The following is a 20,373-nucleotide window of genomic DNA, read 5'->3' as shown; positions in this document are numbered from 1 at the left end:
ACCCGCGCGGGGAGCGGGTTCTTTAAAGGTACTCCACAAATGATCCACAGGCTGTCCATAAGTAATCCACAATTGATCCACAGGGAGATGCGAAATGATTCATAAATTGTCCGAAAAGATGCCACAAAGAGTCCATAAATATAGTGCAGATGACCCTAGAATTTGCGCATGAGAAAATACTCTTAGCCCAAAGTCATATTTTGGAGTAATCAGAAGAAATAGAAGAGATAAGGGAGGATAATCTTGCTTAGTTTGTGACAGAGCGGTGGAATTGTTACAATGGAAGAAGATAGGTACTATAAAATTTCGAGGAGGTATTCTCATGCCTATTGCTGAAGTTACAGTTATTCCAATTGGAACAGGCAGTACCAGTCTTAGCAGCTATGTTGCGGATATGCAGCGGGTGCTGAAGACAGTAGAAGGGATTACATATGAACTTACGTCCATGGGGACGATCATCGAAGGGCCTCTGCAACGCATTTTTGCCGCGGTAGAAGCTTTGCATGAGTCTCCTTTTGCCGCAGGTGCAGAACGTGTCTCTACCTCACTTAAAATAGACGACCGCCGCGATAAACCCTCCACTAGCCGTGGAAAGTTAGAGTCTGTGGAGCGTAAGCTACAGGTGGATTAGCAGTTTAGGAGGGCGGAAAACAGGGAGAAATAGGCTTGCGTTTCTGGCTGAAAGTTGTATAATATTTTTTGTTTGACAGAAAAATCAGCTTTAAGCTGGTGTAGCTCAGGGGTAGAGCAACGCACTCGTAATGCGTAGGCCGGGGGTTCAATTCCCTTCACCAGCATCCCAAAAAACCATATGTGGCGCGGATTTCCGAGGGTTCGGGACCGCGTCATTTTTCATTGAATCCCCTGACTTCTACCATTCTTCTAAAAGATAAGACATGGCGAAATCGCTAATGAAAACGGTATGACTAGTGGTCACTGTCGAGCAGATGGAAGGCGTGTCGCAAGCTGACAGCAATCAGAATGAAGGATGGTGGAGGAGGAGCAGCATAAGCTGCTTTTTTCTTGCGGGGGCAGATCGGTTAGATGGTAATTACTATAAAAATAAAAAAGACACCACAAGGTGTCTTAGTACAGATACTTTTCGCTCGAATTTCACGAGCTCGTCAGTGAACTGAGTTCATAAGCAAGACTGGCTACGGCTAACAGATGAAGAGATAAAGTAATATCAATGTTAAAATGTGCGGTAATATTAATTTTCATAGATAACCACGCTCCTAAAGTATAAATACACATAAAGAAAACTTTATAAAGCGCTTGGCCTGCCATCATCAGTGCCAGGTAGCCATCCTGTACAGACGCCTTAGCGTTTCGACAGTAACATTATACTTAATATTTTGTGTTTTGCAAACCAAAGCCCCCTTAAGACTGAAATAATGAGCAATGTGACAATTATGTCATTCTGAATTGAATATTGTTAGGTTAATCGATGGGGAAGTTTACGTGTCTCCCTTATACTGGAAATTAAATGATTTTATTTCCGAAAGGGGACAATCCACTGATGACTGACGTAATTAAAGCAATAATACTTGGCATAATAGAGGGCTTAACTGAATTTTTACCAGTATCATCTACTGGACACCTTATTTTAGCAGGCGATTTGCTTAGCTTTGAGGGAGATGCTGCAATAACTTTTAAAATTGTTATTCAGTTGGGTGCAGTGATGGCAGTTCTAATTCTTTATTGGAAAAGGTATTTGGAAATTGGGGTTAATATGATTAGAATGGATTTTTCCAAAAGCAAAGGATTAAATGTCATTCATATGATTTTGGCTATGTTACCAGCATTAATCCTATATCTTCTCTTCAAGGACACAATAAAAAGCCAATTATTTGGCCCAACCCCTGTTTTGATCGGTCTAGTTGTTGGTGGCGTGTTGATGATCATTGCAGCGCGAAATAGGCGGACTGAAACCGCTGATACTATCGATGGGATTAATTATAAACAGGCTTTCGGAATTGGTCTGTTCCAATGCTTGGCGTTATGGCCGGGATTTTCGAGATCAGGTTCGACAATTTCAGGTGGCCTGTTGCTTGGCACTAGCCAAAAAGCCGCCGCAGATTTTACATTCCTTATTTCTGTGCCAGTTATGTTTGGTGCAAGCTTGTTGGATTTGTACGATAGTCGTGATTTGCTGAGTTCTGACGATTTACTTCTAATGTTAATTGGCTTTGCGACATCCTTTCTTGTGGCAATGATTGCAGTAGTGACGTTCATCAAACTGATTAAGCGACTTCGATTGGAGTGGTTTGCTCTATACCGGTTTGTTTTAGCGGCTCTCTTCTATTTAATTGTCATACAGTAATTGGATTAATCAATATGAACATCATGGGAAAGAAGCTTTTAAAAAGGGCTATACATCATATCCTGCACAGATTAAACTAGAGGTTCAAAACAAGGGGAAATCACCAAACAAGACAAAGCTCAAGTAGTCTATGAACTAAGGAATGAATTTTCGGTGAAAGCACTTCTACAGCTAGCCATTATCCCTCGTTTGTTTCTTCTACCATTAATATCACAAAGTGATTTTACAAGTGTTTGGGAATATGAAAAACCCCACCAGTTTAAGGTGGGGCTTTTGCTTACCAAGTATTATAGTTCGATTGATACTTAACTTGTTTATTCTCATAGCTCTCATTGGGGTAATCACGTCTGACAGACTGCAAGTAGCCTGAAATTGCAAATGCTGCAATAAGCCCTCCTATAATTCCTGTGATTAAGCTGAATGTTGAAAACCCGAATGTGGCAACTACTCCAATGGAAGACAATGCTACAAGCAATAGACTGAGTATTTTCATCTTTATACACACCTCCATTTTGTATATGTAGTAATTTGAAAATTAAGATTGATACGTTACTATATTTGATCGGTTTCGATAAAAATAATAATATTTCAGCAAATCTTTAGACGGGCTTCATACTTATTTAAGCTAAGAGGATTATAGTAATCACATAACCCCCTTATAAAATAGATCTAGACCCTGCCGAAAGTGGTGGGGTCACTTTTTTGCACAGAGTGCATTTATAAATATGGATTTCTCCTTAAATCTACACAAAGAAGCGCCGTCCCTTTGGAGAAGCCGCTTCTTTATAGTAGATTCTATTCTTTTTGCTCAATTCTTGATTTTGGTGATTTTTTTGGCGGTAACTTGTGCAGGGAATGAATCATCACTTACTTCAAAAAATACATTAATCTCATCGCCTTTTTTATATTTAGAAGGTGCAACTTTATTTACCCAAATGGCTTGAGAGTACTCATTAGATTCGAGCACCTCCTTGTATTCCTTGTTCAAGTCTTCTTCTTTTAATTCGGAAATTACTAAAATTCTTTTATTTTCTACATCTATTGTATGTACAATTCCTTTCAAAACTTCATCATTCTTACTACAGGCGGTGACTAATAACAAAAAAACAAAAATAAGAGTCCATTTAATAGTAGTACGTGGTTTTTGAATCATGGACCTTCCCCTCTAGTGGTTACGACATTAGTTTACATCGGTTGCACAGGCATAGCATTTAGTACATTACCAATATAAGAATAAACAGCAGCATATCCATTATGACGACCTTTATTGATTCCCCTCGCACGCGGCAGTAACAATGTATCCTGAAATGCTTCCTGATGGTATAGCCAAAAAACCACCATGATTAAACTAATTCGTACTTATAGTCATGTGCAAATTCTTTGAATGTAATGGGTCTTTTACCAAGTAATATTTGTAAATCAGGCGTGATTTTTTTGGCTAATCCAATTTTTGCAGTGAAGTAAATTCCAATCATAACAGTCACAAATTCTTTTTTAATTCCTTTTTTTAACATTTTATCTCTAAACTGAAGAACTGATGGATTAACATATTTGATTGTTTCTCCTAGCTCTTCAGATAAAATTTCAGCTACTTCATAGTAATCTAGCGCTTCAGTTCCCGTTAACGAGTAACCTTTATTTTCATGACCATTCTCAGTTAGGATTCTAGCTGTTACAGTACCGATATCACGAACATCGATAAAGCTAGTCTTGCCTTTTCCTGCGGGTACATAGATCTCCTTTTCTTTACGTAGCTCTTCCCCATGTTGAGAAATTAAGTTTTGCATGAAGAAACTTGGGCGTAAAAAAGTATATGGAATTCCTGATTTTTTAATGATTTTTTCAATTTTATGGTGTGGAACAATTGGGTTTTTCTCTACGCCCAATAGAGATAGAAACACAATGTGTTCAACTCCGACTTCCTTTGCGATATCTATGAGGGGTTGGAAATATTTTTTTGCGTCAGCTATATGAGGAGGGCGCAGTAAAAATAATTTTTTCACTCCTGTTAACGCTGGACGAAAAGAATCAGCATTTTCAAAATCAAAATAAACATACTCACTGTCTTTTCGATGGGAGGCAATTTTAAAAGGTGTTTCACTTTTCCTTAGTTCGTTAACCACTTCACGTCCTACATTACCGGTTGCCCCTGTGATTAGAATCATAAGTCTCACTTCCCTAACTAATATTTAAATAGATCGTTTTAAGCACGTTCATAAACGTGGACATTTCTTGTTCAGAAATATTTTTAAGTGCGTTATCCATGATTTCGTCACTAAGAACTTCTATTTGACTCTTAATTATCATTCCCGAATCTGTAATGAATACAAGATTTGATCGTTTATCATTTGGATTATCTCTAATGTCCAGAAGTCCTTTTGCTTTAAGTCGCTCGAGTATACCCGTTATTGTAGGGCGATCCGAGTAAGTTCGCTCTGCAATCATAGCTGGAGTTGTTCCTTCTAAATGAATAGATATATCTTTTAATACTGCCCATTGAGGAGCTGTTACATTATAAAGTAAAAGTTTTTTTGTTAAGTTTTTTTTCATTTCAAGACTTACTCTTATTAATAACTGTCCTGGGTTGTCCATAAATTAATTCCCCTCTTTATATAGTTTGCACACTAACTACTTGATTAGTATACAAACTATATTCTCCTTTATCAATTTTAATTATTTTATTTGTTTAAATTGTGGGGAGTTACAGGTGAATGTCAATAATATTGATATTTTTATAAGAACTTTTGTTTGTATATAATAAAAATGAATGTTCTTATTTTTAGAGGCGATCAATCATGGAAATGAGTATCGACCAAACGGTTGGGATTATTTATCAGATCAAGGCGAGCAAGATTACACAACGCGAGATCGAGATCCGTGGCATCCGTGACAAACGTCCAACATAAACAAAGGGGATAGATATCATGCGGTGTATAACAATACGGCAGCCTTGGGCGACCTTAATTGCTCTTGGTGAAAAAGAGTTTGAAACTCGTTCATGGAGAACAGCCTACCGCGGCGAGTTAGGCATCCATGCCGGAATGAGGATTGACAAAAAGATTTGTGAACAGGAACCGTACAAATCAGTATTGGCGAAACATGGCTATACAGCAAATAATTTGCCGACAGGAGCTATTATTGCTACAGGTCAGCTCGCGGGATGTTATGTGGTTACTCCAGAGGTGGATTTAAGGGAATGGATCAATGGGAACGAATATGATTTTGGCGACTATAGCGAAGGACGGTTTGCCTGGAAGCTTGAAGGGGTTCATCCATTAAGCCATCCAATTCCAGCCAAAGGTCGGCTAAGCTTGTGGGAGCATTCGGATCACTTCTGAACGGCGAATGATATTTTTAATGTAATTTTTATGTGCCTATCAGCTTTTTTTCAGGTTCGAGGTATATATTGAAGACACCAAACACCCCCCAGTGTTTTGTGGTATATCTCTCTCAGGTCTTGCCAACTCCCATGGTAAGGCCTATTTTTTTGTTCACTAATTGATGGGGGGAGAGTAGAGCGGCTTCTATACAGCTTTATTTAATTTGAAACTGTTCTTCGTAACTCTTAAAAGAGGAAATATCCAGCCCTAGGTATCTGCGCATATGGATGGCAGCCTGAGCCGCAACAATGTCATTCAACAGCAGCATTCGTTCGTGATAGCCACGACATATATACTTGGCTTCAATTCCCGTATTAAGTCTGTTTTGCTCATACACCTTGATTCCCCGTCTTCTCATTTCTGCACGAACATCCCTTAGATCTGTTGTAGCTACTGCAGCAGCTGTTCCAAGCACCTCCAGATAAGGGGCGGGTGTTCGTAAGTGTGTAGATAAAATGGCGGAGTCCCGTTCGAAAGCTGATAAAATCATCGGAAGCAATAAATAAGATTTCACCAGCATGTTGTCCCTGCTTTCTGCTCTATGCATGAATCTCATCACCTCTAATAGGAACGTATATTCGTATTCTACCCCGATATTCCAAAAATAATCAATGGTATTTCTAAACAGCTTATTCAATGTGATTAAATTCACAACTAAATAACGAAGAATAAATTATATTAAAATTGTAATAATAAAAATTAATGTATCGGACGCACATAAAGGAGAATTATGATGGAAAAAGAGGGCAGCCTCCAACGTGGATTGTTTTTTGGTTTAATTCTGAGTGTTCCCTTATGGATATCCATATTGGGCTATATACAGTTACTTTAAAATTTAATGAAAAACCTTATGCGAAGCGCCTTTAGGCGCTTTTTTTGTATGGTAATAATGAGGGGGATCATCGAAAGGAATTGATTGACAATTGTGGGTGTCGGGCGCTAAACTGTTATTAATTCAAAAAGTATTAAAAGTCATAGACGGTTATTGGAGAGAATGCTTCGGCTACCAGTTCTGGACTTGCAGTGTAATACATATATATAGTCATGATAATAGCAAACCGTCTGAAAGGGCGGGACGCAAAGTCCAGGAGTCTAAAGTGTCTTAAAGGCACAATGACCGTCCGACTGCCATGAGAAGGGAATTCCACTTCTTTTTGGCGGTCTTTTTTGTTGTTAGGTCCTTTAGAGTTTCTGGTAATTATTCTGATTAATATAAATCATAGTTTTAGGAGGTGTGCCATTTGAAAAGAAGAATAAGACCGTTACTCTCGCTTGTATTAGCTGGGATTTTGACGGTAGGTAGTGGGCTTTCCTCATTAGGAGCTGGAGTTGCTGGAGCTAGTAGTTCTTCTACATTGGGAATTGCAGGGGACTACAACGTGTTTATTCTAGGGGATATAACAACGGTTTCGGATACGGAAGGAAGGTTTGCTGCTGGAGGTAACGTTAACTTAACCAACTATAGTGTTGGAGATAGGTTGACCGCTGCTGAGGTTTCCTTGACTGACACACTTGTTGTTGGAGGGAATCTTACTTTCAACGGAGGTACTGTTTATGGGAATATCGTGCACGGGGGAGATTTTTCAGGGAATGTAACGCTCCTCAAGGGAGGTACAAAAAGACAGGGGAGTACGATTGACTTTTCAGCCGTAGGTCAGTCTTTGAAGGACAAATCAGCAGAACTTGCAGCATTGCCGGCGAATGGAACAACAGTGTACCAATATGGCAGTCTTACCCTGACAGGTACAGATCCTGCGGTCAATGTTTTTAATGTTCCAGGAGATAACGTCTCTAATACCTATGGAATTACAATAAATGTTCCCTCAGGATCTACAGCAATTATTAATATTGATGGTTCTAACGTAAAAATGAAAAACTTCGGATTTCTACCTAATAACGTGTTGAACAGCAAGAAAATTTTGCTTAACTTTAGCCAAGCTGCGTATCTGGATATGGCAGGCATAGGTGTAATGGGAAGCATACTTGCCCCCTATGCTCATGTTGATTTTATTAATGGTCAGATTAACGGTACTTTAGTGGCGGCTTCACTCAAAGGGACTGGTGGTGGTGAATTTCACCACTATCCATACGATGGTGATGAACCTGGACCAACGCCGAAACCAACGCCAACAGTGACACCAACGCCAACGCCGACAGTGACACCAACGCCAACGCCAACAGTGACACCAACGCCAATGCCAACAGTGACACCAACGCCAACGCCGACAGTGACACCAACGCCAACGCCAACAGTGACACCAACGCCAATGCCAACAGTGACACCAACGCCAACGCCGACAGTGACACCAACGCCAACGCCAACAGTGACACCAACGCCAATGCCAACAGTGACACCAACGCCAACGCCGACAGTGACACCAACGCCAACGCCGACAGTGACACCAACGCCGACACCGACACCGACACCGACGCCAACAGTGACGCCGACGCCGACACCGACACCAACACCGACGCCAACAGTGACACCGACACCGACGCCGACAGTGACACCAACGCCGACGCCGACGCCAACGCCGACGCCGACGCCAACACCGACGCCGACAGTGACACCAACGCCGACACCGACGCCGACAGTGACACCAACGCCGACGCCGACGCCAACACCGACGCCGACAGTGACACCAACGCCAACACCGACGCCGACAGTGACACCAACGCCGACGCCAACGCCAACAGTGACACCAACGCCGACGCCAACGCCAACAGTGACACCAACGCCGACGCCAACGCCAACAGTGACACCAACGCCGACGCCAACGCCAACAGTGACACCAACGCCGACGCCAACACCAACGCCGACGCCAACAGTGACGCCGACACCAACGCCAACGCCAGAAGCAACACCGACACCGACGGTAACACCAGAAGCAACACCGACACCGACGGTAACGCCAGAGGTAACACCGACACCGACGGTAACGCCAGAGGTAACACCGACACCGACGGTAACGCCAGGGTAACACCGACACCGACAGTAACACCAGAAGCAACACCGACACCGACGGTAACGCCAGAGGTAACACCAACACCAGAGGTAACACCAACGTCGACACCAGAGACTTCGGTGTTCCCGACACCAACGCCATCATCCGTAATTGGCACTATAGTTCTTGCAGAAGATCCTGTGCCGCTTGGGCCTGTAGCTTCGCCGACACCAGCGCCAGTACCAACACCGTCGAATAGCACAGAAGTACTTGTTGATGATGATGAGATCCCATTAGGCCCGGTACCGGCAGTGACACCAACGCCAACACCAACACCTGATGAAATCATCGTAGTGGACGATACGATCCCATTAGGTAAGCCACCTGTGAAGGAATTGCCAAAAACGGGTGAATCAAGTCCTGCACCTTACTATGTAGCAGGTTTAGGTTTTGCACTTATCGGATTATTAATGAGAACCAAGTTCTCCAAAAAGAATAAATAATAAACGGTAGAGCACAACATAGAGTCGCTTTCGGGGGGTGTCCCGATGGCGGCTCTATTTGTATGTCATGATTGCGATAGTTTGGTGCATTCTAAGTAGATGGTATACTCTTGTTGCAAAAGAAATGAAGAGGGGATGGCGAAGGCGAATTGATATGGTTCATTATTAGCGCTGTAATCATCATAGGGATTCTAATCTATGTGGGATTTTTCTTCTATGGTATTGCTATTAAACGAGCACCAAAGGTATTTCTAAGTAATAATCCTAATCTGAAGGCTGATCCTCCGGTTGCCGGAGCTTCTTGGGGGGAGGGGAAAGATTGGGTCTCTCGCCAGAGCTTCGAGAATATTGAGATCGTATCTGCAGATGGACTTAAACTAAGAGGTTTCTTACTCCAATCTAATCGTGCTGCGGGACGCACAGCCATTCTAGCCCACGGTTATTCAGGTAAAGCAAAGGATATGGGGGCGTACGCCAAAATCTACTACGAGAACTTAGGCTTTAACATCCTAATTCCCGATGCAAGGGGGCATGGAGATAGCGCAGGGGATTACATTGGTTTTGGTTGGCCGGAACGAAAAGATTATTTGCAATGGATTGAATACATGATTAAAAAGACTGGGTCTAGTGCTCAAATTGTGCTTCACGGTGTTTCTATGGGCGGTGCTACAGTGCTAATGACCTCAGGGGAAGATCTTCCGCCGCAGGTAAAAGCTATTGTTGCGGACTGCGCTTATACCTCAGTAAAAGCACAATTATCTTACCAACTACGGCGCATGTATCGTTTGCCAAGTTTCCCTTTCGTTCAAAGTGCAAGTCTAATCACCCGCTTGAAGGCGGGGTATGGTTTTGGTGAAGCCTCTGCATTAAAACAAGTGCGGAAAGCGAAGGTTCCGATTCTTTTTATTCACGGGGATGCGGATAACTTTGTACCTTTTGCTATGATGAATGAATTGTATGAGGCATGCCAGAGTCCAAAGGAGAGGCTCATAGTGCCGCAAGCGGGGCATGGATTGTCTTATGATACGGATAAGGCGGGGTATATAGATGTAGTAACAGCTTTTGTAAGCCGATATGTAAAATAAGTCCTGAACGTAGACAGCGCCCGATATCCGCTAGGTAGCGGTTATCGGGCGCCTATATTTTTCCACACATGACGTAGTCCTTGAATAAGGATCGTACCGTCATGCTTTCTCGTTATATTCATCCCCCGCCGTTCGTGAGTAACGGGTGTCTTGATTCCTTGTTATTTCCAGCAGCCGTGTGGCGAGAATAATCCTTCCAATACGACAAAAGCCCTACCTCTCTTTTGCCCTTGCGGCTCCATTGACCGCGCCAGTGTGAATCGGAATGCTATATTTCGAATTTAATCTCATAAAAAGGAAGAGTACTGCAAGAAAACATAAAGCCTCTTTGTCCAAAATGCCGATGTGTATAATAGTCGGCCTGACATCTTCTTGGTGGGGATATTCAATATATCGAAAAACAAATACCATATAAATATAACACACTATTGTTTAAAAGGCAAATATAATAATGAATTCCAAGATAAGGTTTATTTGATTCTAGAGAGGAACAAACCTCGATAAGGAGCGCTTAGATTTTGAAAGTAACTTAAATTGGGTTAATTGTGAATTATTCCGGAAAAGCTAGTAAACCAGAGGAGATGGGCGATCTCGGTGCAAATGGGCTAAAATGTAAGTTGGATATTTTTGCAAACGCTACAAACTACAACTGAAAATGCCAGAGACGAAGGGCTTGTGTCTGCTGGGGTTATTTTGCGTGCCTATTTTGTGAACAGCTCTCTAAAACTGACAATAAACTCCAACATTGATTGAAGGATTGAGGGTAGACCGTTATAATTAATAAGTCTGGATTTTAATTAAAAAATAAGGGAGATTTTTATGAAACGCGCAGATGTGTGGCTGATTTCCATCGTATTGATTGCTGCGCTCGCTTTTCTCGTACCGAGATGGTTTTCGGACAATGATGACAAAGGTGGGGCCGGTAAAAATCTCATAGCCAATGTAACGGTGGACGGTGAGTTATTTAAAACGGTAAAGCTTACAAAAGAAGAACAAACCATTGAGGTCCGCACGGAACGCGGCTATAACATTTTGAAGGTGCATGATTACGGGATTGAAATGTACGATGCCGATTGCGCTGATAAAGTTTGCCTAGGTTTTGGTTTTATTACCCTGCCCAAACAGACGATTGTCTGTCTACCGCATAGAGTATTAGTCGAAATCACCAGTGCGTCGGGGGAGGATGATATAGATGCCTATGTCCAGTAGTGAATCTGCAACAGCTTTAAAAAGAACAGTGATTATTGCGATTTTCGCCGCAGTGGCAGTAGTGTTAAGTTTAATAGAGGCACAGATTCCGTTATCCGGGATGGGACTGGTGCCGGGTGCTAAGCTCGGACTGGCCAACATTATGATTTTGACTTGTATTTACTTTTTACGTGGACGGGATGCTTTCCTGCTTGTCATCCTCAAAACACTGCTTACTGCATTTCTGCTAGGTACCTTCTCAAGCTTGCTGTTTAGTTTATTTGGTTCACTTTTTAGCTTTGTTGTTATGTTTGTGCTGATGCTGATTAGTGGCAAAGGTAAGAGTATAAGCTTGATCGGAATTAGTATAGCTGGTGGGATTGCACATAATATCGGTCAGCTGCTGGCAGCTTCTATGGTATTTGCATCACTTAGTATTTTTTATTATCTTCCCATGCTGCTGATCACTGGGGTAGTAACAGGAATTGCCGTGGGCTATGCAGTCCGTTATTTGGTGGCGTCATTGTCAAAAATATCGCTGTTTGAAGAATTTTTGGACTGATTAGTCACATCAGCGGAAGGATGACTAACATGAATGAATCATACGAAGGTCAAGACTTAGAGGGAGAAGGACAAGCGGTCATCTCTCTGGATGGGGTATCGTTTGGCTATGATCCCGAGCATCCGATTCTTCAAAATATAACGTTATCTATCTCACAAGGACAATGGGTCAGCTTGGTTGGTCCTAATGGCTGCGGGAAGTCTACGTTGGTCAAGCTGCTTAATGCTCTGCTGCCTAAGGGGGCTGGTGAGATTGAGGTTAGTGGCATGCTGCTTAGTGAGGAAACGATCGGAAGCATTCGGCAATGTATCGGAATGGTGTTCCAAAATCCAGATAATCAGTTTATTGGAGCCACTGTAGAGGAAGATATCCTATTCGGCCTGGAAGGGCTTTGTTTGCCGTACGAAGAGATGGCTGAACGTTTGCACTCCTATACGACAAGACTAGGAATAAATCATCTGTTGTCCAAGCATCCGGGTGAGCTGTCGGGAGGCCAAAAGCAGCGTGTTGCTATCGCTTCCATTCTTGCTATGGAACCAGGCATCGTCATTTTTGACGAGGCCTCTTCTATGTTGGATGAAGGAAGCAGAAATGACCTTCTCGGCATTCTGCAGGATATGCGGGCAGAAGGGAAGTACACGATCCTCATGATTACGCATGATGCAGATGAGATTTTGGCATCGGATCGGGTGCTTGCGCTGCATGGAGGTAGTTTGGCTGCAGATGTTACACCGGCGGAGTTGTTCCGGAACGAGGAGCTTCTGGAAAAATGCCATCTGCGTGAACCTTATCCTTGGCGCCTTGCACGCGAGCTGCAGAACCAGGGTATTCATGTGGATGTTCCGATCAGTGAAAAGGAGCTTATAGACACGTTATGGCCATAGAATTACAGCAAGTAAGTTACACCTACGCTGACCGAAGCCTCTGGAAGCTGACGGTGCTCCGGGACATTAACCTCAGTGTACCCATTGGCTCGATGGTTGGTATTGCGGGGGCGACGGGCTCAGGTAAATCGACGCTGCTGCAAATGTTTAACGGGATACTGAAACCAACCGAGGGTACGGTAAAAGTGCTTGATGTAACCATTCAGGCTGGTGAGAAGTCCCCTAAGCTAATGCCACTGCGCCGCCGAGTCGGATTGGTATTTCAATTTCCGGAGCAGCAGATGTTCGAAGATACGGTCGAAAAGGATCTCATTTTCGGTCCCCTTAATTTCGGTATGAGTCTCGATGAGGCAAAGTCACGTGCACGTCAGGCCATGTCAGATATGGGGCTGGATCTCGCGTTGCTGGAGCGGAATCCTTTTCAATTGAGCGGTGGACAAATGCGTAAGGCGGCTATCGCTTCCGTGCTAGCTATGGACCCGGAGGTCATCGTTCTGGATGAGCCCACGGCAACGCTTGATCCCATTAGCCGTGCAGAGCTAATCAGCTTGCTGGAGCGATTATGCCGTGAGCAGGGCAGAACGATCATTATCGTTACGCATCGGATGGATGAGTTATTGCCCTATGCGGACAGCTGGGTTGTACTTAAAGAGGGCAGCACGGCGTTTCAGGGCAGTGTAAAGGCACTTGCAGGTGATCCTTCGATTCTGGAACAGTGTGGTTTGACGGTTCCGCAGTCCCTTCGTTACTGGCGTGCAGTTGCTGATCATTTAGGTCTTGTGGATGAAGTCCCCCGCTTGACGGCTGAGAGTCTGGCAGAGCTTATAGCTTCACTGCCAGCGGAATCAATAAGCACTGGTAAGCCCGATGGAAAGAGGGATGACCATGAATGAGAAACTGATCTTAGGTCGGAGTATTGAGACCGGTTCGTGGGTGCACAAGCTGGATGCTCGTGCCAAAATCACTGGCATGCTATTATACGTAGCTGTTATCCTGCTCTCACGTTCGTGGATGGCCATGGCTGTGTTGGCTATTTTTTCGATAGCCGTTATGGCTTCCACGCGGATTCCGCTTAAATACTTCCTGAAAGCAGCTAAGCCTTTACGTTATTTAATGTTATTTATCTTTATTGTGCAGGTGGTGTCTGTGAAGACAGGGGAGGTAGTGCTGACTCTTGGTTCCTGGTCTATCTATGAGGGAGGGCTAAGATTAGGGGCATTTTCGGTCATCCGCATGTTCTTTCTTATCACCTTTACAGCGCTTCTGACCTTCACAACAACGCCGGGGAAGCTGAATCAAGGGTTGGAGGGGATCTTGACACCCTTCAAAAAGCTTGGCTTATCCCCTGACCGTATCACGCTGATGATCAGCATTTCACTTCGTTTCATTCCTACGATTCTAGATGAATCGCAGATCATAATGAAAGCGCAGGCCTCAAGGGGAGCCGATCTAAAAGAGCTGCCTTTGAAGGAAAAGGGACGGATGTTAGTCTCCCTGCTGGTCCCGATTATCGCCAGTGCTTTTAGGCGTGCTCAGGATCTGGTGTATTCCATGGAAGCCCGCGGTTTTCGCATGGATGCTCCCCGCAGTCGGTATCACCGCCTTAGGTGGGGCAAATTCGATACTGTTTTTATTGGGATGTTTGTGGTCATGGGAATTGCAGTAGCTTTGTTATAATACTCATTCCCTATTAGTAGTATCAACTTGGGAGGGAACTTGAATGGCACGTTATTTTAACGGTAGAGAAGTTGAATTACTCGCACCCGCAGGAACGTTTGAGATTTTCAAGGAAGTGATCCAATCACGGTGTGATGCAGTTTATTTTGGTGGACCTGTATTGAATATGAGAATGATGCGTAAAGGTTATAATCTTACTCATGAAGAGATTGTAGAGGCACTTGATATCGCTCACCGTCTAGACAAAAAAGTGTATATCACTGTGAATAATCTTTTTAGTGAGGAAGATGTGGAAGAAGCTAGAGAATACCTGCGTTTTCTTGATAGTGCTCGGCCGGATGCCTTGATTGTTCAGGATATGGCAGTGTTGGAGCTTATTCGGGAGATGGAGCTTAACCTTCCTATTCACTCTTCAGTAATGATGAATGTTCACAACCTGGAGATGATCTATGCGCTGCGTGATCTGGGTGTAACTCGTGTAGTTACCTCGCGGGAAATGGACCTGCAGACAGCTAAGCTGCTTGGTCAGCGGAGTGGCATGGAGCTGGAATATTTTATTCATGGAGATATGTGCTCTGTGCATGGTGCAAATTGTTACTTTAGTTCCCATGTTTTTGGTATGAGCAGCAACCGGGGGAAATGTATGAAGCCTTGCCGCTGGGATTATCGGGTTAAAAAAGACGGATATGTATATCCTGCTGAATATCCACTGGCTGTCAAAGATATGTTTATGTATGAGCATCTTCCGGAATTGATTGAATCAGGCATTACTTCTTTTAAAATTGAGGGCCGTATGCGTGATAAGGAATTTATGGTGATGCTGGCGAATAGCTACGGCGAAGCCATTGACCGATATATCGATGATCCGATTGGTTTTGATCGTACGGTTGATACCAAAGAACTGTACAACAACCGCAAGCGCGACTTTTCGACAGCTTATGCTTTTGGTAAACCAGGGTTAGCTAATATCAACCGTCGTTATGAAGGTACGGGCAAATTCTATAGCACTGGAAAAGTATTTAGCACACCAACCGCAGAACGTGAGCTATCTGAAAAACGTGTAGAGGAATTGCGGGAACGTTTGGCGCAAGAAAAGAAGCCTAAGACAACAAAAGCGAAGCTGGCTGTACGTGTGAATAATATGGAACAGGCGCGCGTAGTATTGGAACTGGGTGTGGATAGTCTGTATTTGCCGGGCGATGTATTTGAACCGGACAGACCTTTTACAAAACGTGATATTAAGGAACTTGGTGAATTAAAAGGCGATAGCAAAATATATTTAGGGTTGCCACGCATGATGACCGAGCTGCATTTCGATCAATATGATCAATTGCTTGATGGAGAACGCTTGCCGATCGACGGTATAATCGTTACTAATTTGGGAGCGATTCGCAGATACAGCTCTACAGGTTATCCGTTAATTGGAGATGGTAGTTTAAATGTCTACAATCATCTTTCCGCCCAATTATATGCAAAATTAGGTTTGACTCAGCTTTCGGTTTCACCGGAAATGACGCTGGAGCACTTTGCTACCTTTGCCTCACGTTGTGACACGCCTTTGGAAGTTGTTGTACATGGTACACCTGCACTAATGTATATGGAGCACGACCTTTATGAGAATACTGAAGTAATGGAACCTATCGCTGAAGAGGATAATCAATATGTGCACAATAATGTATTGGTTCTAAAAACAGACAAAGGTGAGAATCCGGTATATCGTGATCAGCACGGCCGTTGCCATCTTTTGTTCGCAAAAGAGCTCTGCTATTTACCGTTACTTGGTGAGATGATTGATCTAGGCATATCTAGCTTCCGTATTGAAGGAGCGACGTATAGTGCTCAGCAGTTGCGTGAAATTATAATTTCTTATCAACAAGCTATGAATCGTACTGAAGTAAAAGATGACATTCTAGGTGGTCTTGAGCCCATTTATGCGGGTTATACTCTAGGTTCGCTGCAATTTAACTAATTCTATTTTTTGGGACAAAATATCGTCTGCTAGTAAGAAGAATGCACAGTACTCTATCAATAAGTTACTATTTTCACAAGAAGAGAGGGAATCAATCATGGAACAGCAAGAATTCATCGGAAGAGAAGCCGTAGCGGCGAAGCGTAAGCAATATTTCTATCCGTGTACACAGCATTTTTACCGCGATGCGCCTCAGCTTGTGCGAGGTTCGATGCAGTTTGTGTATGATGAAAATGGCAAACAATATACAGATTTCTTCGCAGGTGTATCTGTAGTCGCTTGTGGGCACTGCAATCCAGCCATAACTGGACGTACGATTGAGCAATTGCAGCAGCTGCAGCATACGTCTACGATCTATTTAACTCAGCCAAATGTGGATTTGGCTGAACGTCTGGAAGAGGTTATGCCAGGCGGTCTACGCCGAACCTTCTTCGTGAACAGCGGCTCAGAGGCTAATGAAGGTGCATTGCTGCTCGCCCGGATGTATACAGGACGTAAGGGGTTCATTGCATTGGAGAGTGGTCTACACGGCCGTACCAATCTAACTATGAGTGTGACAGGACTGCCGATGTGGCGTACCGATAAATACTTGGATCATGACGTTGAGTTTATTCCTCGCCCATATCATCCAGAACTATCTCTGGAGGAAGCCGCTGCACTCTCCCTGGAATCTCTGGAGCGAGTGCTTGAGGAGAAGGGGAATACTATCGCCGCAATGATCGTAGAGCCAATCCAAGGCAATGGTGGTATGATTATGCCAACGCCAACCTACTTCAGTGAGGTCAAAATGTTGCTGGAGAGATACGGCGTACTTCTGATCGCTGATGAAATTCAAACTGGATTTGGTCGTACAGGCAAAATATTCGCTATGGAGCATTTTGACGTAGTGCCCGATATTATAAGTATGGCTAAGGCGCTGGGGAATGGAATTCCGGTTGCGGCTTTTGCGACAACGGATGAGATTGCACTTGCGCTGAACCGTCCGTCGGCTTCAACCTTTGGAGGCAATCCGGTATCTGCTGCAACGGCGCTGGCTGTGCTTGATTATATTCGCGATGAACGGCTTCCTGAACGCTCAGTGCTGCTCGGAGAACAATTGAAAGCAGGGCTAAAGACCCTTCAAGAGCGTTATCCTTCGCTTATTGTGGATGTCCGGGGAATTGGGCTTATGTTGGGAGCGGAGCTTGCTGGTGAGAATGCTGAAGGCTCTGCGGCGCTTACAGATCAAGTGCTGGAAGCGATGAAAGACAGAGGATACCTGATCGGCAAAAATGGTATAGGACGCAACGTACTAGCCTTTCAACCGCCGATGATTATTACGGAAGAGGATATCGACGGGCTGCTTAACAACCTGAATGAAGTCCTTGCGGAGCTTAATGTCTAATACAATGAATTTCAAGTAGCGAAGAAAGAGGAAAACGAATGGCTATTCTAAACATTTTTAAAACTGCAGGCCTAAAGCTGAAAATGTTCAGTGAACTGGTGATGTTCTCTCATACACTTTTTTCGCTGCCGTTTGCCATTATCTCTATGGTGTGGGCCGCTGGGGGCTGGCCATCAGGGCATGTAATGATCTGGGGTCTGATTGCATTGATCGGTGCCCGTAATGGCGCTAATGCATTCAATCGGCTGGCAGACCGTACGTTTGATGAACAGAATCCTCGTACGGCACATCGGCATTTGCCACAACGGTTACTGGCAGAAAAAGAAGTGGTTGTCTTTGTTATTGTCAATTATGCCATCTTTATTGTGGCTTCAGGCATGCTGAACTTGCTCTGCCTGCTCTTATCGCCGGTAGCAATCGTATTGATATCGACTTATTCTTATACAAAACGTTTCACCTTTCTCAGCCATTTATATTTAGGCTTTGTCATTGCTTCCGCGCCGATTGGTGCATGGTTTGCCGTAACTGGAAATATCGCATTTACACCGTTTGTGATCGGAACGGTAGTTATGCTCTGGATTGCCGGATTTGATATTATCTACGGCACTCAGGACATTGAATTTGACCGGCGGCATGGGTTATGGTCTATTCCGAGCTTCTTTGGATTAGAGAATGCGCTGCGTATCGCCAAAGGTCTACATTTCATTATGATTATGCTGCTATTATTCCTATACGTATGGCAGGATCTCGGCTGGATGTATCTGGTTGGGATTGGCATTGCTACATTGCTCCTGATGACCGAGCATAAGATAATAAAACCTTCGAATCGTAAGCTGATGAAGGTGGCTTCTTATAATCTAAATCAGGTAATCAGCATAGTGATATTATTGTGTACGCTGATTGATTTTTTCTATGTTAGTTAGGGAGCTGGCTTTGGTGAGCCGGCTGGCTGACATTGGCGCATTGCCCGCAAACTAACAATAAAAGACAATAGCCTACCCAAAAGGGGTAGGCAAAGGAATCGGAAAGCTGGCTACGCTAGCTTTCCTTTTTTGTGTTGACTCGCTCCCCGCTCTGTAAGGGGGAAGCTAAATGCAAAGATTAGGGAAAACCTCCCTAATCTTATTGCGTTTATTATCTTTAAACTCTGTTTTAGGGAATTTCTCCCTGAAATATAGCTGGTTACTCTTAAAAGCATGCTAAAGTGGACTTTATTAGGGAGGTTTTCCCTAATATCGTAGTTTTCGAGCGATTAGTAGCTAATTTTAGGGAGGTTTTCCCTAATTATATCCGATGGAGTAGAATGACTAAATTAGCTCATGTGCGCTACGCTGCGTTTGCGTGTTTAGCTTGTCTTGTTGAAGCGGAAAAATATCGGTTTGAATTTGCGACAAGATCAATGAAATGATGTGTTTAAATCAAAAAAACGGATACCCCCAAGTGAATGGGAGGTATCCGTTTTTATTTGTATTAGAACGTACGCTTTAGCGATCACGGTCCGCAAAATATTGCAGCAACGTTTCCAGATCAGCATGCGCCGGGTAGGAGGAGAGCTGCTGCACAGTAGCTGCAGCTTTATCCAGATAGTTCTGGCTGACCCGTTCAGCGCGAGCGAGGGCATTGCTATTGTTAATTAGGGTGAGCACATGTGCTACTTCAGCGTCGGAAGAATCCGGGCCGATTGCACGGATCACAGGCGAGAGCTTAGGGTCCTGCAAGGCGTACAGCACTGGCAGGGTGACCTGACCATGTCGCAGGTCGCTACCGGCAGGTTTGCCTAGGACATCGGCGGACTGTGTGAAATCTAGCAAGTCATCTTGTATCTGAAAGGACATCCCTAAGGCTTCTCCAAAATTATAAAGGAGATTGGCAACTTCTTCGGTGCTTTCAGTGGACAAAGCACCAACCCGTAAGCAGGTTGCCATAAGAAGAGCGGTTTTGTTTAAGGATTTCTCCAGATACTGATCCATTGTAATTTCATAATCAAAAGCATGTTCCATTTGCTGATATTCACCCAGACACAGCTGAGCGGTGGCTACAGAGGATAAGTCATGAACGTATCTGTTTTTATCTCCGGTATATTTGCTCAGCAGCTCGATGACCCGAGCGGACATGTAATTACCAACATGTACTGCTGACAATGTCCCCGTCTTAATATGTAAGGCGGGTACGCCCCGCCGTAACTCTGAACGGTCAATGATATCATCATGAATTAATGAGGCGGCATGAATAAATTCAGCAGCAGCAGCTAATTGAAGCGCTCTGCGGCCGGTATCCTTACGGCCAAACCGACTGCCAACAATGACCATGAGGGGACGAAGGCGTTTACCACCGGAATTTATAAGCTCTAGAACACTTTGCGCGAGCTGAGATTTCTTAGGTACATCTTTATCACGCGCCACAAGGTTTACGATTTCGCGGTTGATTTCATTTATGTCTATATTTAAGGCCTCATGCAGCTTCATTTATGGAT

The 20,373-nt window shown here is 43.8% G+C and carries 20 protein-coding genes, 1 tRNA gene and 1 riboswitch; of the genes, 15 read left to right on the top strand and 6 right to left on the bottom strand.

The window, feature by feature from the left end; all coding sequences use genetic code 11:
- Positions 1-322: 322 nt before the first annotated feature.
- From NST45_RS24800 to NST45_RS24790, 3 genes are all read left to right on the top strand, one after another.
- Positions 323-631 carry an MTH1187 family thiamine-binding protein gene (locus NST45_RS24800; RefSeq protein ID WP_036682575.1) on the top strand — a complete coding sequence of 103 codons (309 nt, stop codon included), beginning with the start codon at positions 323-325 and terminating at the stop codon, positions 629-631.
- Positions 632-725: 94 nt separating this feature from the next.
- A tRNA-Thr gene (locus NST45_RS24795) sits at positions 726-797 on the top strand.
- 722 nt (positions 798-1,519) lie between these two features.
- Positions 1,520-2,323, top strand: coding sequence for an undecaprenyl-diphosphate phosphatase (locus NST45_RS24790; RefSeq protein ID WP_038568497.1), 804 nt, complete (start codon positions 1,520-1,522; stop codon positions 2,321-2,323).
- Between the two features lie 277 nt (positions 2,324-2,600).
- Here NST45_RS24790 and NST45_RS24785 read toward each other — a convergent pair whose 3' ends face one another.
- The 4 genes from NST45_RS24785 to NST45_RS24770 all read right to left on the bottom strand — a co-directional run bounded on the left by NST45_RS24785 (position 2,601) and on the right by NST45_RS24770 (position 4,915).
- Complete coding sequence (locus NST45_RS24785) at positions 2,601-2,816, bottom strand: hypothetical protein (protein ID WP_038568499.1); 216 nt, start codon at positions 2,814-2,816, stop codon at positions 2,601-2,603.
- 315 nt (positions 2,817-3,131) lie between these two features.
- On the bottom strand, positions 3,132-3,476 hold the full coding sequence (locus NST45_RS24780) for a DUF3221 domain-containing protein (RefSeq protein WP_036682568.1): 345 nt from the start codon (positions 3,474-3,476) through the stop codon (positions 3,132-3,134).
- 190 nt (positions 3,477-3,666) lie between these two features.
- A complete protein-coding gene (locus NST45_RS24775; protein ID WP_339824088.1) occupies positions 3,667-4,488 on the bottom strand; it encodes an SDR family oxidoreductase in 822 nt (273 codons plus the stop codon).
- A 13-nt stretch (positions 4,489-4,501) separates the two neighbouring features.
- Positions 4,502-4,915 carry a MarR family transcriptional regulator gene (locus NST45_RS24770; protein WP_339824086.1) on the bottom strand — a complete coding sequence of 138 codons (414 nt, stop codon included), beginning with the start codon at positions 4,913-4,915 and terminating at the stop codon, positions 4,502-4,504.
- 332 nt (positions 4,916-5,247) lie between these two features.
- On the opposite strand from NST45_RS24770, the gene NST45_RS24765 reads away from it, so the two are divergent.
- Positions 5,248-5,661, top strand: a complete 414-nt coding sequence (locus NST45_RS24765; RefSeq protein WP_339824085.1) for an ASCH domain-containing protein — start codon at positions 5,248-5,250, stop codon at positions 5,659-5,661.
- A gap of 196 nt (positions 5,662-5,857) precedes the next feature.
- Here the strand turns inward: NST45_RS24765 and NST45_RS24760 are convergent, their stop codons facing one another.
- Positions 5,858-6,250 carry a hypothetical protein gene (locus NST45_RS24760; RefSeq protein WP_081386753.1) on the bottom strand — a complete coding sequence of 131 codons (393 nt, stop codon included), beginning with the start codon at positions 6,248-6,250 and terminating at the stop codon, positions 5,858-5,860.
- 495 nt (positions 6,251-6,745) lie between these two features.
- Positions 6,746-6,836, top strand: a riboswitch (cyclic di-GMP riboswitch).
- Between the two features lie 108 nt (positions 6,837-6,944).
- Here NST45_RS24760 and NST45_RS24755 point away from each other — a divergent pair.
- From NST45_RS24755 to NST45_RS24705, 11 genes are all read left to right on the top strand, one after another.
- Positions 6,945-8,684: a choice-of-anchor A family protein gene (locus NST45_RS24755; protein WP_339824083.1), complete on the top strand. Its 1,740-nt coding sequence runs from the start codon at positions 6,945-6,947 to the stop codon at positions 8,682-8,684.
- Between the two features lie 104 nt (positions 8,685-8,788).
- A complete protein-coding gene (locus NST45_RS24750) occupies positions 8,789-9,151 on the top strand; it encodes an LPXTG cell wall anchor domain-containing protein (RefSeq protein WP_076316519.1) in 363 nt (120 codons plus the stop codon).
- 149 nt (positions 9,152-9,300) lie between these two features.
- Positions 9,301-10,236: an alpha/beta hydrolase gene (locus NST45_RS24745; RefSeq protein WP_305953821.1), complete on the top strand. Its 936-nt coding sequence runs from the start codon at positions 9,301-9,303 to the stop codon at positions 10,234-10,236.
- Between the two features lie 819 nt (positions 10,237-11,055).
- Positions 11,056-11,445 (top strand): NusG domain II-containing protein, encoded by a 390-nt coding sequence (locus NST45_RS24740; protein ID WP_036681022.1) that lies wholly within the window; start codon positions 11,056-11,058, stop codon positions 11,443-11,445.
- Positions 11,429-11,986 carry a Gx transporter family protein gene (locus tag NST45_RS24735; protein ID WP_036681020.1) on the top strand — a complete coding sequence of 186 codons (558 nt, stop codon included), beginning with the start codon at positions 11,429-11,431 and terminating at the stop codon, positions 11,984-11,986. Before NST45_RS24740 ends, NST45_RS24735 begins: the two co-directional genes overlap by 17 nt.
- 29 nt (positions 11,987-12,015) lie before the next feature.
- Complete coding sequence (locus tag NST45_RS24730) at positions 12,016-12,870, top strand: ATP-binding cassette domain-containing protein (RefSeq protein ID WP_051491165.1); 855 nt, start codon at positions 12,016-12,018, stop codon at positions 12,868-12,870.
- Complete coding sequence (locus NST45_RS24725; RefSeq protein ID WP_076275469.1) at positions 12,861-13,763, top strand: ATP-binding cassette domain-containing protein; 903 nt, start codon at positions 12,861-12,863, stop codon at positions 13,761-13,763. Before NST45_RS24730 ends, NST45_RS24725 begins: the two co-directional genes overlap by 10 nt.
- A complete protein-coding gene (locus tag NST45_RS24720; RefSeq protein WP_036681014.1) occupies positions 13,756-14,547 on the top strand; it encodes an energy-coupling factor transporter transmembrane component T in 792 nt (263 codons plus the stop codon). The genes NST45_RS24725 and NST45_RS24720 overlap by 8 nt, the downstream gene beginning before the upstream one ends.
- A gap of 43 nt (positions 14,548-14,590) precedes the next feature.
- The gene (locus NST45_RS24715; RefSeq protein ID WP_076223417.1) at positions 14,591-16,516 is read left to right on the top strand and encodes a U32 family peptidase; all 1,926 of its coding nucleotides are present in this window, start codon (positions 14,591-14,593) and stop codon (positions 16,514-16,516) included.
- 97 nt (positions 16,517-16,613) lie between these two features.
- Positions 16,614-17,900, top strand: coding sequence for an aspartate aminotransferase family protein (locus tag NST45_RS24710; RefSeq protein WP_076103873.1), 1,287 nt, complete (start codon positions 16,614-16,616; stop codon positions 17,898-17,900).
- 38 nt (positions 17,901-17,938) lie between these two features.
- A complete protein-coding gene (locus NST45_RS24705) occupies positions 17,939-18,823 on the top strand; it encodes a UbiA-like polyprenyltransferase (RefSeq protein ID WP_036681005.1) in 885 nt (294 codons plus the stop codon).
- A 561-nt stretch (positions 18,824-19,384) separates the two neighbouring features.
- On the opposite strand, the gene NST45_RS24700 is transcribed toward NST45_RS24705, so the two are convergent.
- Entirely contained in the window at positions 19,385-20,365 is a 981-nt protein-coding gene (locus NST45_RS24700) for a polyprenyl synthetase family protein (protein WP_339824080.1), read from the bottom strand.
- Positions 20,366-20,373: the final 8 nt, after the last annotated feature.

It is taken from the genome of Paenibacillus sp. FSL R7-0163, assembly GCF_037969975.1.
Lineage (GTDB): Bacteria > Bacillota > Bacilli > Paenibacillales > Paenibacillaceae > Paenibacillus_AQ > Paenibacillus_AQ odorifer.
The sequence above is the reverse complement of the archived record's forward strand: the minus strand, read 5'-3'. Positions and strand labels throughout refer to the sequence as shown.

Excerpts from the sequence above, each read along its gene's own strand:
- NST45_RS24770 (WP_339824086.1), bottom strand. The coding sequence starts at position 4,915 with ATGGACAACCCAGGACAGTTATTAATAAGAGTAAGTCTTGAAATGAAA.
- NST45_RS24740 (WP_036681022.1), top strand. The coding sequence starts at position 11,056 with ATGAAACGCGCAGATGTGTGGCTGATTTCCATCGTATTGATTGCTGCG.
- NST45_RS24760 (WP_081386753.1), bottom strand. The coding sequence starts at position 6,250 with ATGCATAGAGCAGAAAGCAGGGACAACATGCTGGTGAAATCTTATTTA.
- NST45_RS24780 (WP_036682568.1), bottom strand. The coding sequence starts at position 3,476 with ATGATTCAAAAACCACGTACTACTATTAAATGGACTCTTATTTTTGTT.
- NST45_RS24775 (WP_339824088.1), bottom strand. The coding sequence starts at position 4,488 with ATGATTCTAATCACAGGGGCAACCGGTAATGTAGGACGTGAAGTGGTT.
- NST45_RS24735 (WP_036681020.1), top strand. The coding sequence starts at position 11,429 with ATGCCTATGTCCAGTAGTGAATCTGCAACAGCTTTAAAAAGAACAGTG.
- NST45_RS24710 (WP_076103873.1), top strand. The coding sequence starts at position 16,614 with ATGGAACAGCAAGAATTCATCGGAAGAGAAGCCGTAGCGGCGAAGCGT.
- NST45_RS24790 (WP_038568497.1), top strand. The coding sequence starts at position 1,520 with ATGACTGACGTAATTAAAGCAATAATACTTGGCATAATAGAGGGCTTA.
- NST45_RS24785 (WP_038568499.1), bottom strand. The coding sequence starts at position 2,816 with ATGAAAATACTCAGTCTATTGCTTGTAGCATTGTCTTCCATTGGAGTA.
- NST45_RS24700 (WP_339824080.1), bottom strand. The coding sequence starts at position 20,365 with ATGAAGCTGCATGAGGCCTTAAATATAGACATAAATGAAATCAACCGC.
- NST45_RS24715 (WP_076223417.1), top strand. The coding sequence starts at position 14,591 with ATGGCACGTTATTTTAACGGTAGAGAAGTTGAATTACTCGCACCCGCA.
- NST45_RS24705 (WP_036681005.1), top strand. The coding sequence starts at position 17,939 with ATGGCTATTCTAAACATTTTTAAAACTGCAGGCCTAAAGCTGAAAATG.
- NST45_RS24765 (WP_339824085.1), top strand. The coding sequence starts at position 5,248 with ATGCGGTGTATAACAATACGGCAGCCTTGGGCGACCTTAATTGCTCTT.
- NST45_RS24730 (WP_051491165.1), top strand. The coding sequence starts at position 12,016 with ATGAATGAATCATACGAAGGTCAAGACTTAGAGGGAGAAGGACAAGCG.
- NST45_RS24725 (WP_076275469.1), top strand. The coding sequence starts at position 12,861 with ATGGCCATAGAATTACAGCAAGTAAGTTACACCTACGCTGACCGAAGC.
- NST45_RS24720 (WP_036681014.1), top strand. The coding sequence starts at position 13,756 with ATGAATGAGAAACTGATCTTAGGTCGGAGTATTGAGACCGGTTCGTGG.
- NST45_RS24800 (WP_036682575.1), top strand. The coding sequence starts at position 323 with ATGCCTATTGCTGAAGTTACAGTTATTCCAATTGGAACAGGCAGTACC.